Origin of the sequence: Klebsiella terrigena, from assembly GCF_006539725.1 — a bacterium.
Classification (GTDB): domain Bacteria; phylum Pseudomonadota; class Gammaproteobacteria; order Enterobacterales; family Enterobacteriaceae; genus Klebsiella; species Klebsiella terrigena.
The window spans coordinates 174,316-189,294 of record NZ_BJNO01000007.1 but is presented as its reverse complement, the minus strand read 5'-3'; the positions used below and the strand labels follow the sequence as shown (position 1 = coordinate 189,294).

Below are 14,979 nucleotides of genomic sequence, written 5' to 3'. Positions count from 1 at the left end.
CTTCAGGCTGGTAGTGAGGTTGCTGTACCGGCGCCTGCACAGGCTGATAAGCCTGGGCCTCTGGCTGCCAGCCAGCCTGTGGAGCCTGGCCGGCTACCGGCTCAGCCCACGCCTGCGGCGCCGCGGTGGCTGCCGCAGCCGCGCTCACAGGATCGGCAATGCTATGGCCGTTCAGCAGCGGATCGTAGGGGTCAAAGTCCCCCGGACGCGTTGCGCTGGCACCGGAGAATAAGACATCGTCCGCATCTGCCGGGCGCGCGGCGCTGGCGCCAGAAAACAGCACATCGTCTGCCGAAACCGGCGCGCCGTTGGCGCTGAACTGAACCTCTTCCTCGGCATCATCCATGCGCTTACCGGAAAACAGCGCGGCGTCGGTCTTGCGCCCCAGCGGATTGGAGAATTTCTCTGCCAGACGCTGGCGACGCGCTAAGGCGCTGCGTAGAATTCGCGCGCGACGCGAGCCCTGCGGTTTCGCCGTATCGTCGTCTTCGTCATCCTCGTCATCCTCATAGTCGTCCTCATCAACCCAGGTGTCGTCCCGACGGGTACGGTTGCTGGCAAAGGTAAGGACGGAAAGGATCACGCCGCCGAGTTTTTCGGCAATGCTGACCCACGACCAGCCGGTAAACAGGGTTAAACCCGCCGCCCAGATGCAGAGCAGCGCAATCGTTCCGCCGCTGCTGTGCAGCAGCGGTTGCAGGGTAGTGCTCAGCAAGCTGCCAATGACCCCGCCCGAGGCGAAGTACCAAATATCATCGGCATTGATAGAGGCCAGTCCACAGGAGGTGAGGATCAGCGCCAGCGCGCCAATTAAGCGCAGCGAAACGGCGAAATAGTCGATGTATTCGTCGTTAGTTTGATTGCGCCAGGCAAACCAGCAGCCGCCGATAATAATCACGGGAATGGTGTAAGCCATTACGCCAAAAATGAAAAATAGCGTATCGGCAAGCCAGGCTCCCGGCGTACCGCCGATGTTGTGGATAGGCTCGTGCCAGGCCGTTTGCGACCAGCTTGGATCCGAGGGATTAAAGCTGAGTAAGGCCGCCATCAGCCAGATAGCAAAAAGGGTGCAAAGGATAAGTAACGCCTCAAGGAGTCGGCGCCCGCTGCTTAGCTTCGTCAGTTTGACTTCTTTGTCTTCGGTGTATTCCTGGCTCAAAAAAGGCTCTCCAGGTATCAGGCTGTTTCCTGCCTGCTGCTAAAACGGACAACAGTGCCGGGTCTCCCCGGCACTGTTGCTGTATGGATTAACAGGAGTGTAATCAAACTACGTCGATTTTGCACCTGTTCCGTGTTAGCGCGTCTTAATTACCAGACGATTGCTCTGCTTGACCTCTTCCATTACCACGTAGGTACGGGTGTCGTTTACGCCCGGCAGGCGCAGCAGGGTTTCGCCCAGTAGTTTACGATACGCTGACATGTCCGGTACGCGAGTTTTCAACAGGTAGTCGAAATCGCCGGATACCAGATGACACTCTTGAATTTCTTCAAGTTTTTGCACAGCGGCGTTAAATTGCTCAAACACATCCGGCGCGCCACGATTCAGAGTAATCTCAACAAATACCAGAAGTGATGCATCCAGATAATGCGGGTTAAGCAGCGCCGTATAGCCCTGAATAAAACCCTGTCTTTCCAGTCGACGCACGCGCTCAAGGCAAGGCGTCGGAGAAAGTCCCACCCGTTTAGAAAGTTCGACGTTAGAAATACGTCCATCTTTTTGTAACTCATTCAGAATGTTACGATCGATGCGGTCGAGATCTTTGCCAGGGCGCTTCTTGCTATCTACCATTATTATTGTCTCTCTGTATTCCTTCCCTACTCCTGTTCTGACTCTGAGCCTTCACTGCCAGAGCCCATCCTGTTCTTACCCGTACGACTTGAGTAACCCAGGGGTACGTGAGAAGCCCGTTGCCTGACGGCAGCCACCGACATCACGCATGGCGTCTGTCCACACCATGCGTAGATTTCGCTAACCCGGATAAAAATGGCATTTGCATGCATGAAAATTCGCCACACGCAAAACGCTGCTTTTCTTCTTCCATGAATGTTTTCGCAAAAGCACAGGGGATTGTCAAAGCAAAACATCGATTTTTAGTACAAGATGCCAGATATTCATTATCCCCCCCCGTTGATTCTCATGTTTTCCTCTTATAATTGTGCTGCTGACAGTAGAATTAGTTATATTCTCCGTTCGTTAAATCGCCAGTTCATCGGCGGTTGCTATTGCACATATCGTTAACAAAATCGCTATGCTCTTTTTTTACGACAACAAATTCCCTACAATCCAGCCCAATGTATGCCAATAAATTATGGGGTTCTCATGGGCACGGCCAAACACAGTAAGCTGCTAATTCTTGGTTCTGGACCTGCGGGATACACCGCTGCGGTCTATGCCGCACGTGCAAACCTGCATCCGGTGCTGATTACCGGGATGGAAAAAGGGGGTCAGCTGACCACCACCACGGAAGTGGAAAACTGGCCTGGGGATCCGAACGATCTGACCGGGCCGCTGCTGATGGAACGTATGCACGAGCATGCGGCCAAGTTCGAAACCGAAATTCTTTTCGATCATATCAACAGCGTCGATCTGCAGAACCGTCCGTTCCGCCTGGTCGGTGACAGCGGCGAATACACCTGCGACGCGCTGATTATCGCTACCGGCGCTTCCGCGCGCTATCTCGGCCTGCCGTCTGAAGAAGCCTTTAAGGGCCGCGGCGTTTCCGCCTGCGCCACCTGCGACGGTTTCTTCTACCGTAACCAGAAGGTCGCGGTTATCGGCGGCGGCAACACCGCGGTTGAAGAAGCGCTGTATCTCTCTAACATCGCGTCTGAGGTCCACCTGATCCACCGTCGCGACACCTTCCGCGCTGAAAAAATTCTTATCAATCGCCTGATGGACAAAGTGGCAAGCGGCAACATCGTGCTGCATACCCACCGCACCCTGGAAGAAGTGACCGGCGACCAGATGGGCGTCAGCGGCCTGCGCCTGCGCGATACGCAGAATACGGACAACGTCGAATCGCTGGAAGTCGCGGGCCTGTTTGTCGCTATCGGCCACAGCCCGAACACGGCGATTTTTGCCGGTCAGCTGGAGCTGGAAAACGGCTATATCAAAGTTCAGTCCGGCATTCACGGCAACGCGACCCAGACCAGCGTTGCTGGCGTCTTCGCCGCCGGCGACGTGATGGACCATATCTACCGTCAGGCTATTACCTCTGCCGGCACCGGCTGCATGGCCGCGCTGGACGCCGAGCGCTATCTCGACGGCCTGGCTGACGCTTGCAAATAATCTTTACAAGTCAGTAACAAAGGTAAAGAAGGCGACGAAAAGTCGCCTTTATTTTTTCCGCGTTGTAACATTGCCGTGCCCAAAAACCTATAACTCCACCTGCTAAGTGCGCAATGAATAAAACCCGTCAACAAGAGTTAACCCGCTGGTTAAAAGAACAGAGCATTCTCTCCCGTCGCTGGTTGATGATTTCCCGCACGCTGGGCGTCATTAGCGGGCTACTGATCGTCGCTCAGGCCTGGCTGCTGGCGCGGATCCTTCACCGCATGATCATGGAGAATATTCCGGCGACGGCGCTGGTGCTGCCGTTTACCGTACTGGTGCTGATTTTCGTCCTCCGCGCGTGGGTGGTATGGCTGCGCGAGCGGGTAGGATTTTATGCCGGGCAGCATATCCGCTATGAGATCCGTCGCCAGGTGCTCGACCGCCTGCAGGAGGCCGGTCCGGCTTGGATCCAGGGCAAGCCTGCGGGCAGCTGGGCCACGCTTATCCTCGAGCAAATCGACGATATGCACGATTACTATGCGCGCTATCTGCCGCAGATGACGCTGGCCGCGTGCGTGCCGCTGCTCATCGTTATCACTATTTTCCCGATTAACTGGGCGGCAGCGCTGATCCTTCTCGGCACCGCGCCGCTGATCCCAATGTTTATGGCGCTGGTCGGAATGGGTGCCGCGGATGCAAACCGCCGCAACTTCCAGGCGCTGGCGCGGCTGAGCGGCCACTTCCTCGACCGCCTGCGCGGTATGGAAACGCTGCGTATTTTCGACCGCGGCGCCGCGGAAACCGACAATATCCGCGAGGCTTCGCAGGATTTCCGCCAGCGCACGATGGACGTCCTGCGTCTGGCCTTCCTCTCCTCCGGGGTACTGGAATTTTTCACTTCCCTCTCCATTGCGCTGGTGGCGGTCTATTTCGGTTTCTCCTACCTGGGCGAGCTGAACTTTGGTCATTACGGCGCAGGCGTTACCCTGATGGCCGGCTTTTTGACCCTGATCCTCGCACCGGAGTTTTTCCAGCCCCTGCGCGATCTGGGCACCTTCTATCACGCTAAGGCGCAGGCTATCGGCGCGGCGGACAGCCTGAAAACCTTTATGGAAACGCCGCTGGCGCAGGCCGAGCGCGGCGAGAAGGTGCTTAGCGACAACGAGCTGGTGAGTCTTGAAGCGCGCGATCTGCGGATCAAATCACCGGAAGGCAAGGTGCTGGCAGGGCCGCTGAACTTCTCCCTGCCTGCCGGTAAGCGGGTGGTGCTGGTTGGGCAAAGCGGCTCCGGCAAAAGCTCGCTGCTGAATACGCTGGCGGGCTTTCTGCCCTATGACGGTTCGCTGATGGTCAACGGCGTTGAGCTGCGCGATCTTGATAGCCAGCGCTGGCATCGCATGCTGAGCTGGGTTGGACAAAACCCGCAGCTGCCGGCGGCCACGCTGCGTGAAAACGTGCTTCTGGCGTGGCCTGAAGCAACCGAGGCGCAGCTTCAGCTGGCGCTGGATAAAGCCTGGGTAAGCGAATTCATCTCGCAGCTGCCGCAGGGCATTAATACGCCGGTGGGCGATCAGGCGGCCCGCATATCGGTCGGCCAGGCGCAGCGCATCGCCGTCGCGCGCGCGCTGCTGGTTCCCTGCCGTCTGCTGCTGCTCGATGAGCCTGGCGCTAGCCTTGACGCCCACAGCGAACAGCGGGTGATGCAGGCCCTGTCAAACGCCTCTTCGCAGCAAACCACGCTGATGGTCACTCACCAGCTAGAAGGTATAGCCGGCTGGGATGCTATCTGGGTAATGCAAAACGGACAGATTGTCGAACAGGGTGAGTATTCACAGCTTGCCGCCGCCGAAGGGCCCTTCGCGACCCTGCTGGCCCATCGTCAGGAGGAGATTTAAATGCGCGCATTATTACCTTATCTGGCGTTGTACAAGCGGCACATATGGCTGCTGATGCTCGGCGTGGTGCTGGCGATCGTCACCCTGCTGGCGAGCATCGGGCTGCTGACGCTGTCGGGCTGGTTCCTCTCGGCATCGGCCGTTGTCGGCGTTGCCGGTATCTACAGCTTTAACTATATGCTGCCCGCCGCCGGCGTACGCGGCGCGGCGATTATTCGCACCGCCGGGCGCTACTTTGAACGCCTGGTGAGCCACGACGCGACTTTCCGCGTCCTGCAGCATCTGCGCGTTTTCACGTTCAGCAAGCTGCTGCCACTCTCCCCTGCCGGGCTGGCGCGTTTTCGCCAGGGCGAGCTACTTAACCGCATCGTTGCCGACGTCGATACCCTGGATCACCTCTACCTGCGGGTCATCTCGCCGCTGGTTGGGGCGCTGGTGGTCATTATGGTCGTCACCGCTGGCCTGAGTATTCTGGACGTCACCCTGGCCCTGACGCTGGGCGGCATCATGCTGCTAACCGTGCTGATACTGCCGCCGCTGTTTTACCGAGCCGGTAAGCCCGCCGGTGAGTGCATAACCCAAATGCGCGGCCAGTACCGCCAGCAGCTCACCGCCTGGCTGCAGGGCCAGGCGGAGCTGATGCTGTTTAACGCCAGCGATCGCTACCGTGAGCAGCTGGAGAAAACCGAACAGCGCTGGCAGGATGGCCAGCGCCGTCAGGCCGAACTCACCGCGCTTTCCCAGGCGCTGATGCTGCTGATTGGCGGCGTTGCGGTGATTGCGATGCTGTGGCTGACCTCCGCCGGCGTGGGCGGCAATAGCCAGCCGGGCGCGCTGATCGCGCTCTTCGTTTTCTGCGCCCTGGCGGCGTTTGAGGCGCTGGCACCGGTCACCGGCGCGTTCCAGCACCTCGGGCAGGTCATCGCCTCCGCGCGGCGGATTACGCAAATCACCGAGCAGCAGCCGGAAGTCTCCTTTGCACAGAGCGCGGACCAGACCTTCTCACGCGTGGCGTTGACGCTGAATCAGGTCACCTTTAGCTATCCGCAGCAGCCCACCGCGGCGCTGGAGAATATCTCTTTACAGGTTTCTGCCGGCGATCATATCGCTATTCTCGGACGCACCGGCTGCGGGAAATCGACCCTGCTGCAGCTGCTTACCCGCGCCTGGGATCCGGCCCAGGGCGAGATTTTACTCAACGACCAGCCGCTTGCGCAGCTCAACGAGACGACCCTGCGCCGGGCAATGAGCGTGGTTCCTCAGCGCGTGCACCTGTTTAGCGCAACGCTGCGCGACAACCTGCTGCTGGCGGCACCGCAGGCGAGCGATGCGCACCTGGTCAACATCCTCGAGCGGGTTGGGCTCGGCAAGCTACTCGACGACAGCGGCCTCAACAGCTGGCTGGGAGAAGGCGGTCGCCAGCTTTCTGGCGGCGAGCTGCGCCGGTTAGCCATTGCCCGCGCCCTGCTTCACGACGCGCCGCTGATGCTGCTTGATGAGCCGACCGAAGGCCTGGACGCCACGACCGAAAGCCAAATCCTTGATTTACTGGCCGAAGTAATGAAAGAAAAAACCGTGCTGATGGTCACCCACCGCCTGCGCGGGCTGGCGCGTTTTAATCAGATAATTATCATGGACAACGGCAAGATTATTGAGCAAGGTAGTCACGCAGAACTGCTGGCTCAACAAGGGCGCTACTACCAGTTTAAGCAGCGCCTGTAGGTCAGTCGTTATCGGGCCATCGCCGCAGGGCATCCCGAATGATTTTGTGTATATACTCTATGAGTTTCAGGTGCGCGCATACTGCGCTGACGCCTGAAAGACAGCGAATATACTGGACAATTGCTGGTGCGTATTGAGGTTAAAATGCGTCTGGTTCAGCTCTCCCGTCAGTCCATTGCCTTCCCTGCGCCGGAAGGCGCCCTGCGTGAACCGAACGGCCTGCTGGCGCTGGGTGGCGATCTTAGCCCCGCGCGCCTGCTTATGGCCTATCAGCACGGCATCTTTCCGTGGTTTTCACCGGGGGATCCTATTTTATGGTGGTCTCCCGATCCCCGCGCGGTTCTGTGGCCCGGGCAGTTTCATCTCAGCCGCAGCATGAAACGCTTCCACCAGCACTCTCCCTATCGCGTGACGCTGAACCATGCTTTTGGCGAGGTAATTGAAGGCTGCGCCGCCAATCGCGATGAGGGCACCTGGATAACCGCCAGCATCGTCAAGGCCTATCACCAGCTGCACGAGCTCGGGCACGCGCACTCAATCGAAGTGTGGCGCGATAAGACGCTGGTTGGCGGTATGTACGGCGTGGCTCAGGGGGCGCTGTTTTGCGGCGAGTCGATGTTCAGCCACGCGGAAAACGCGTCGAAAACGGCCCTGCTGGTATTCTGCCAGGCATTTATGCGCGACGGTGGCCAGTTAATTGACTGCCAGGTGCTAAATAACCATACCGCGTCGCTGGGCGCCGTTGAAATTCCCCGCCGCGACTATCTCGATCGGCTGGCGCAATTGCGCAGCCAGCGTTTACCGGAAAGATTTTGGGTGCCGAGGGTGCTATTTACCGGCAATGTGTAAATGTTTTCAGCACATTCTTCGCCGGGATGGTATAATTGCGCGGTAGAGTAGCTTCTGCCCGTTGCCCCGCCGCCGTTTGGGAATAATAAGAGTCAGATAACGCCCATCGTTCTGTCACTCCCCCCTTTACGTTTGCGCCTGTCGTGCGGTTTATCCGCGTGCGTTCCGGGCAATGCGCCAAAACTACTTCAGTGATTTAAACCCAAACTTATTCATGATGCGCCGGGACGACAAACCAAACGCCAGGCAGCATCAATAACTATGTGACCGTGAGAACTAAGACAGCCAGAAAGATAAAGTATATAGACTCGCAACAGCTCGGGTTGCAGGCGGGCGGCAAGTGAACGGATCCCCAGCGCTTACTGAAAAAAGTAGCCGGGATCGAAGAACGCAGCCAACGTGGACGCAACGCGAAGTGTGACGGGTATAAACGTAAAACTTTACTTACTCGCTGAACTTCGGCATTATCTTGCCGGTTCAAAACTACGGTAGTGATACCCCAGAGGACTAGATGGCCAAAGAAGACAATATTGAAATGCAGGGCACCGTACTTGACACGTTGCCTAACACAATGTTCCGCGTAGAACTGGAAAACGGTCACGTGGTAACTGCGCATATTTCCGGTAAAATGCGTAAGAACTACATCCGCATTCTGACGGGCGACAAAGTGACTGTTGAGCTGACCCCGTACGACCTGAGCAAAGGCCGCATTGTCTTCCGTAGTCGCTGATAGTTTTCCGCCCTCGTGGCGTCAGATGCTAAAGGCCGGGATAATTCCCGGTCTTTTTACATCCCCTCTCCGCTAAGCGACTGCGGATATAAAAAAACCGGCCCACAGGCCGGTTTTTGACGTTTCAGAGTAAGAATTAATGCGCTGTTTCCGGTTTGTGCTTCTGCGCACTTTGGAAATCATAGGTCAGCGAACTCTTCTCTTTATCCAGCGCAACGGTCACCTGGCCGCCGTCAACTAACGACCCAAACAGCAGCTCGTTGGCCAGCGGTTTCTTCAGGTTATCCTGAATCACCCGCGCCATTGGACGCGCGCCCATCGCCCGGTCATAGCCTTTCTCTGCCAGCCAGTCTCGCGCTTCCTGACTCACTTCCAGCGACACGCCTTTCTGATCCAGCTGAACCTGCAGCTCGACGATAAACTTATCCACCACCTGATGGATGACCGTCGTTGACAGGTGATCGAACCAGATAATGTTGTCGAGGCGGTTACGGAACTCCGGCGTGAAGATCTTCTTGATCTCATCCATCGCATCCGGACTGTTATCCTGATGGATAAGGCCAATCGACTTACGCTCGGTTTCGCGCACGCCGGCGTTGGTGGTCATCACCAGCACCACGTTGCGGAAGTCCGCCTTGCGGCCGTTGTTGTCGGTCAGCGTACCGTTGTCCATCACCTGCAGCAGCAGGTTAAAGACGTCAGGGTGCGCTTTTTCAATCTCATCAAGCAGCAGCACCGCGTGCGGATGTTTAATAACCGCATCGGTCAGCAGCCCGCCCTGATCGAAACCAACGTAGCCCGGAGGCGCACCGATCAAACGGCTCACGGTGTGACGCTCCATATACTCAGACATATCAAAGCGCAGCAGCTCGATACCCAGCGCCTTGGCCAGCTGTACGGTGACCTCGGTTTTCCCGACGCCGGTAGGTCCGGCAAACAGGAAGGAGCCCACCGGCTTATGCTCATGGCCCAGTCCGGCACGCGCCATCTTGATGGCTTCGGTTAACGCCTCAATCGCCTTGCCCTGACCAAAGACCAGCATTTTCAGCCGATCGCCAAGATTTCTCAGCGTATCGCGGTCGCTTTGGGAGACGCTCTTCTCAGGGATGCGGGCAATGCGCGCCACCACCGATTCGATATCCGCCACGTTAACCGTTTTCTTACGCTTGCTGGCCGGCATCAGCCGCGCCCGCGCGCCCGCTTCGTCGATAACATCTATCGCCTTGTCCGGCAGATGACGATCGTTAATGTATTTCACCGCCAGTTCAACCGCCGCACGCACCGCTTTCGCCGTGTAGCGCACGTCGTGGTGCGCTTCGTACTTCGGCTTCAGGCCGTTAATAATCTGTACCGTCTCTTCTACCGAAGGTTCAGTAATGTCTATCTTCTGGAAACGCCGGGCTAACGCGCGGTCTTTTTCGAAGATATTGCTGAACTCCTGGTAGGTCGTCGAACCCATCACCCGAATCTTGCCGCTGGAGAGCAGCGGTTTAATCAGGTTGGCGGCATCGACCTGGCCGCCGGATGCGGCGCCCGCACCGATGATGGTGTGGATTTCATCGATAAACAGAATACTGTTGGTATCCTGCTCCAGCTGTTTCAGCAGCGCTTTGAAGCGTTTTTCAAAATCGCCGCGGTATTTTGTCCCTGCCAGCAGGGAGCCGATATCCAGCGAATAGATCGTGCAATCGGCCATGATTTCCGGCACATCGCCCTGCACGATTCGCCATGCCAACCCTTCGGCAATCGCGGTTTTACCCACGCCGGACTCACCCACCAGCAGCGGGTTATTCTTACGACGGCGGCACAGAACCTGAATGGCACGCTCCAGCTCTTTTTCGCGACCGATCAGCGGATCGATTCCGCCAACGCGAGCAAGCTGATTGAGATTGGTGGTGAAGTTTTCCATACGATCCTCCCCGCCTGCTTGCTCTTCGTTGCTGGGCTGGCTTCCGCTGTTTTCGGAAGGCTGGCTCGGCTCGTCTTTACGCGTACCGTGAGAGATGAAGTTCACCACATCAAGGCGGCTGACTTCATGTTTACGCAGCAGATAGGCCGCCTGCGACTCCTGCTCGCTAAAAATAGCGACCAAAACGTTGGCACCGGTCACTTCGCTGCGGCCAGAGGATTGTACGTGGAAGACGGCACGCTGCAGTACGCGCTGGAAGCTCAGCGTCGGCTGAGTGTCGCGCTCTTCTTCCGTGGCGGGTAGAACAGGCGTGGTCTGTTCGATGAAGGCTTCAAGTTCCTGACGCAGCGCCACCAGGTCCACGGAACACGCTTCCAGCGCTTCGCGGGCCGAAGGGTTGCTGAGCAACGCCAGCAGCAAGTGCTCGACGGTCATGAACTCATGACGGTGCTCGCGCGCTCTGGCGAAAGCCATGTTTAAACTGAGTTCCAGTTCTTGATTGAGCATAGGCACCTCCCCCAATTTTCTTGCCTGTCTTCAGGCTTTCTCTAGCGTACACAGCAATGGATGCTCGTTCTCCTTCGCATACTGGCTCACCATCGCAACTTTGGTTTCCGCAACCTCTGCGGTAAATACACCGCAAATCGCTTTACCTTGATAGTGAACCGTCAACATCAGCTGCGTTGCACGTTCTACATCATAAGAAAAGAATTTTTGTAACACGTCAATAACAAACTCCATTGGAGTGTAGTCATCATTGAGCAATATCACTTTATACATCGATGGTGGTTTAAGCTCATTACGTACTTCGTCTTCTACCAGCTGATCGAAGTCCAGCCAATCTCTCTTACTCATCGTCAGTATTCATCATCGGTTGCTGTTGCCAACAGGCGGTGGCCTGTCGATGACCAAAAGTTATGCCCATCACAAATCTACAATAGATCATAGATAACTATCATCTATTACTTCCATCCGCGATGTCTGTCACATTCCCCGGCAATAGCGTTAACTGCTTCAAATTTTGACGCATTTTTCGCCTTCCCCTACCGTCAATCGCTTGACGCCTTTTCGTATTTCTCTAAATTGTACTGGCGAGAGTTGGCGAGCATTTGAACAACTCGTCACTCCACTACCGGTTCATTCCATCTTACTTATAAAGAATTACGAAGGATGTCGAAGTATGGAAATGGGTACTGTTAAGTGGTTCAACAATGCCAAAGGGTTTGGTTTTATTTGCCCTGAGGGCGGAGGCGAAGACATTTTCGCCCATTACTCGACCATCCAGATGGATGGTTACAGAACGCTAAAAGCCGGACAAGCCGTTCAGTTTGATGTTCACCAGGGACCGAAAGGTAATCACGCCAGCGTGATTGTTCCTGTAGAAGCGGAAGCGGCTGCATAACTCTTTCGCTTCATTGTGTACATCCCGCCAGTAAAATGCCAGTCCTTCTGACTGGCATTTTTTTAGCGCTACTCGCGAGCCAGCGCGTCCACCGGATCAAGGCGTGCGGCATTTCGCGCGGGAAGCCAGCCAAACAGCACGCCGGTTAGCGTCGAACATAAAAACGCCGTCAGCAGCGCCAGCGGAGAGAAGCCAATCTCCCAGCCGGGTAAAAAGAGCTGCAGCACAAAGGCAATCATTAGCGATAGGGTCACGCCCAGCGCGCCGCCCACCAGACAGACTAAAACAGCCTCAATCAGAAACTGCTGCAGCACGTCGCTGGCCCGCGCCCCGACCGCCATGCGGATACCTATCTCGCGGGTCCGTTCGGTGACCGATACCAGCATAATATTCATCACGCCAATACCGCCAACCACCAGCGCGATAACCGCCACCAAAGTCAGAAACAACTGTAGTGTATGTGTGGTCCGTTCTGCCGTTTTCAAGATGCTGTCCATATTCCAGGTGAAAACATCTTTTTTGCCGTGCCGCAGTTCGAACAGACGCAGCAGCTGCTGTTCGGCGGTTGAGCTATCGTATCCTTCATGTACCCGCACGGTGATTGAGTTCAGCCACGACTGCCCCATCACCCTCCCGGCCATGGTGGTATAAGGCAGCCAGACGCGGAGGATTTTGCTGCTGCCGAACATCGACTGCTTCTCATCCGCCACGCCAATCACCGTCGCGGGCATATTGCCAACCAGAACAACCTCGCCCACCACCCGCGCCTTGTGCGGAAAGAGCTGGCGTCGGGTATTACTGTCCAGCACCACCACCTGCGCCCGGCTGCTTAGCTGCAGCTCATTGAAGGTATTGCCTTCGCTAAAGGTCATGCCGTAGACGTTGAAATACTGCGCCCCGACGCCCTCGGCGCTGGCGGCAACGTCGATATTATCGGCGCGCAGGCGCAGGTTTTTCGATACTGCAGGCGTCGCCGAGCTGACCCAGGGCTGCTTCTGAATAGCCAGCAGATCGTCATACTTCAGCGCCTGCTGATAGCGGGGATCGTCATCGCCGAAATCCTTCCCGGGATAGACATCAATCGTGTTAGTGCCGATGGCGCGAATGTCCGCCAGCACCATTTGCTTCGCCGCATCGCCCACCACCACAATCGACACCACCGAAGCGATGCCGATAATAATGCCGAGCATGGTGAGCAGGGTGCGCATTTTATTGGCGGTCATTGCCCGCCAGGCCATCACCAGCGCTTCGCGAAAGCCGCTGCTGAACTGACGCCACGCGGAGGGTTCGGCCGCAGCGCTCTGGCGGATAACGCCGGCGCTGTCTGCGCCCTTAGGCGGCGGATTACGCACGATCTCGCCGTCGTGGATCTCAATGATCCGCTCGGCCTGCGCCGCCACCAGCGGATCGTGGGTGACGATGATCACCGTATGCCCCTGCGATTTCAGCTGATGCAGGATAGCCATCACCTCTTCGCCGGAATGACTGTCCAGCGCGCCGGTCGGCTCATCCGCCAGAATAACTTCCCCGCCGTTCATTAGCGCACGGGCAATGCTCACCCGCTGCTGCTGGCCGCCGGAGAGCTGCGAAGGCTGATACTCCGCCCGATCGCCGAGCCCCAGGCGCACCAGCAGCGCGCGCGCGCGCTCCAGGCGAGCCCGTCGCTCAGTACCGGCGTAGACCGCCGGCACCTCGACGTTCTGTACCGCCGTCAGGTGCGACAGCAGATGGTAGCGCTGGAAGATAAAACCAAAATGCTCTCGCCGCAGCCGGGCCAGCTCGTCGCCGTTGAGCCGCGATACGTCGGTTCCCGCCACCCGATAGGTGCCGCTGCTCGGCTTATCGAGACAGCCGAGGATGTTCATCAGGGTCGATTTACCGGAGCCGGAAGCGCCGACAATGGCCACCATCTCTCCGGCGTTGATGCTCAGCGTGACCCCCTTCAGGACATCGACGCTCCCGTCGCCGGAGAGATAGCTGCGGCGTATATCACGCAGTTCGAGCAGGGCCGTCATTTAGCCGTCCCGGGCGCGCTTTCCCCAACGATGACCTCATCGCCTTCGTCTAAGCCCTTGACTATCGCCACATCGATATCGTTGCGCGCGCCGATGGTGACCTCGCGCTCTTTGACCTCGCCGGTGCGCAGCAGCCGCACGTGGTAGCGGTTTTCGCCGATGGCATCCCCCAGCGCGCTCAGAGGAATAGTGATCACGTTTTTCACTTCCGCCATCTGGATATGGACCTGAGCCGTCATTTCGAGGCGCAGGATCCCCTGCGGGTTCGGGACCTCAAAGCGGGCGTAGTAGAAGATAGCGTCGTTGACCTTTTCCGGAGTGGGTAAAATATCTTTCAGGGTCCCTTCGTAGCGGGTAAGCGGGTCGCCAAGCACGGTGAACCACGCCTTTTGCCCGGCGCGAAGGTGGATCACGTCCGCCTCAGAGACCTGCGCCTTCACCAGCATGGTGCTGAGATCGGCGAGGGTCAGAATATTCGGCGCCTGCTGGGCGGCAATCACCGTCTGCCCCTGCAGGGTGGTGATTTGCGTCACTTCCCCGGACATCGGCGCCAGAATTTTGGTGTAATCGAGGTTAGTTTTCGCGGTATCCAGCGTGGCCTGGTTGCGCTTAACCTGTGCTTCGATGGTGCCAATCTGCGCCTCTTTAACCGCTAAATCGGTGGCCGCGGTATCCAGCTCCTGACGCGAGACCAGCTGGCGCTGCGCCAGCTGCTGCTGACGGGCTAAGGTCACGGCGGCCAGCTGACGCTCGGCGCGGGCCTGATTCAGCTGCGCGCGCAGCTCCATCAGCGTCGCTTCGACTTCCTTAATTTGGTTCTCCGCCTGTTCGGGATCGATAACCCCCAGCAGCTGATCCTTCTGTACCTTATCGCCGATGCTCACGCGCAGCGTTTTCAGCTGCCCGCTCACCTGCGCGCCAACGTCGACTTTACGTACCGCGTCCAGCTTACCGGTCGCCAGCACGCTCTGCTGGAGATCGCCTTTACGCACCACCAGAGTCTGATACTGCGGCAGCGGCGCATTCAGCACCCGCCATCCCCAGATGGCCAGAGCCAGTACGATAATGGCCAGTAGCCACCAGACTTTCCTGCGTTTTCCATTGAGCTTCATAAAAATTCCTGATGTTTTAAACCGCAGCGCAAGCCGATGATTCTATCTGGAGATAGCGAAAACATAACCCT

Annotated in this window: 12 protein-coding genes; 6 read left to right on the top strand and 6 right to left on the bottom strand. The window is 57.4% G+C overall.

Going from position 1 to position 14,979, the window contains the following annotated elements; genetic code table 11:
- On the bottom strand, positions 1 to 1,159 hold a 1,159-nt coding region (locus RTE01_RS11255; RefSeq protein WP_174824630.1), incomplete at its 3' end, for a DNA translocase FtsK 4TM domain-containing protein.
- A 135-nt stretch (positions 1,160 to 1,294) separates the two neighbouring features.
- Complete coding sequence (gene lrp / locus RTE01_RS11250; RefSeq protein WP_000228469.1) at positions 1,295 to 1,789, bottom strand: leucine-responsive transcriptional regulator Lrp; 495 nt, start codon at positions 1,787 to 1,789, stop codon at positions 1,295 to 1,297.
- A gap of 531 nt (positions 1,790 to 2,320) precedes the next feature.
- Between lrp and trxB the strand changes: the two genes are divergently transcribed.
- The 5 genes from trxB to infA all read left to right on the top strand — a co-directional run bounded on the left by trxB (position 2,321) and on the right by infA (position 8,470).
- A complete protein-coding gene (gene trxB, locus RTE01_RS11245; protein ID WP_041144779.1) occupies positions 2,321 to 3,289 on the top strand; it encodes a thioredoxin-disulfide reductase in 969 nt (322 codons plus the stop codon).
- Positions 3,290 to 3,402: 113 nt separating this feature from the next.
- Entirely contained in the window at positions 3,403 to 5,169 is a 1,767-nt protein-coding gene (cydD, locus tag RTE01_RS11240) for a heme ABC transporter permease/ATP-binding protein CydD (protein ID WP_041144778.1), read from the top strand.
- Positions 5,170 to 6,891 (top strand): heme ABC transporter ATP-binding protein/permease CydC, encoded by a 1,722-nt coding sequence (gene cydC / locus RTE01_RS11235; protein WP_141335019.1) that lies wholly within the window; start codon positions 5,170 to 5,172, stop codon positions 6,889 to 6,891.
- Positions 6,892 to 7,035: 144 nt separating this feature from the next.
- Complete coding sequence (gene aat, locus RTE01_RS11230; protein WP_041147565.1) at positions 7,036 to 7,740, top strand: leucyl/phenylalanyl-tRNA--protein transferase; 705 nt, start codon at positions 7,036 to 7,038, stop codon at positions 7,738 to 7,740.
- Between the two features lie 511 nt (positions 7,741 to 8,251).
- The gene (gene infA, locus RTE01_RS11225; RefSeq protein ID WP_002211347.1) at positions 8,252 to 8,470 is read left to right on the top strand and encodes a translation initiation factor IF-1; all 219 of its coding nucleotides are present in this window, start codon (positions 8,252 to 8,254) and stop codon (positions 8,468 to 8,470) included.
- A gap of 136 nt (positions 8,471 to 8,606) precedes the next feature.
- Here the strand turns inward: infA and clpA are convergent, their stop codons facing one another.
- Entirely contained in the window at positions 8,607 to 10,886 is a 2,280-nt protein-coding gene (clpA, locus tag RTE01_RS11220; RefSeq protein ID WP_076945049.1) for an ATP-dependent Clp protease ATP-binding subunit ClpA, read from the bottom strand.
- Between the two features lie 30 nt (positions 10,887 to 10,916).
- Positions 10,917 to 11,234, bottom strand: a complete 318-nt coding sequence (gene clpS / locus RTE01_RS11215) for an ATP-dependent Clp protease adapter ClpS (protein WP_041144775.1) — start codon at positions 11,232 to 11,234, stop codon at positions 10,917 to 10,919.
- A 325-nt stretch (positions 11,235 to 11,559) separates the two neighbouring features.
- On the opposite strand from clpS, the gene cspD reads away from it, so the two are divergent.
- The gene (gene cspD / locus RTE01_RS11210; RefSeq protein WP_041144774.1) at positions 11,560 to 11,781 is read left to right on the top strand and encodes a cold shock-like protein CspD; all 222 of its coding nucleotides are present in this window, start codon (positions 11,560 to 11,562) and stop codon (positions 11,779 to 11,781) included.
- 68 nt (positions 11,782 to 11,849) lie between these two features.
- Here cspD and macB read toward each other — a convergent pair whose 3' ends face one another.
- Together macB and macA are read right to left on the bottom strand one after the other, a co-directional pair.
- On the bottom strand, positions 11,850 to 13,796 hold the full coding sequence (gene macB, locus RTE01_RS11205; RefSeq protein WP_115193242.1) for a macrolide ABC transporter ATP-binding protein/permease MacB: 1,947 nt from the start codon (positions 13,794 to 13,796) through the stop codon (positions 11,850 to 11,852).
- The gene (macA, locus tag RTE01_RS11200; protein WP_041144772.1) at positions 13,793 to 14,908 is read right to left on the bottom strand and encodes a macrolide transporter subunit MacA; all 1,116 of its coding nucleotides are present in this window, start codon (positions 14,906 to 14,908) and stop codon (positions 13,793 to 13,795) included. Before macA ends, macB begins: the two co-directional genes overlap by 4 nt.
- Between the last annotated feature and the right edge of the window lie 71 nt (positions 14,909 to 14,979).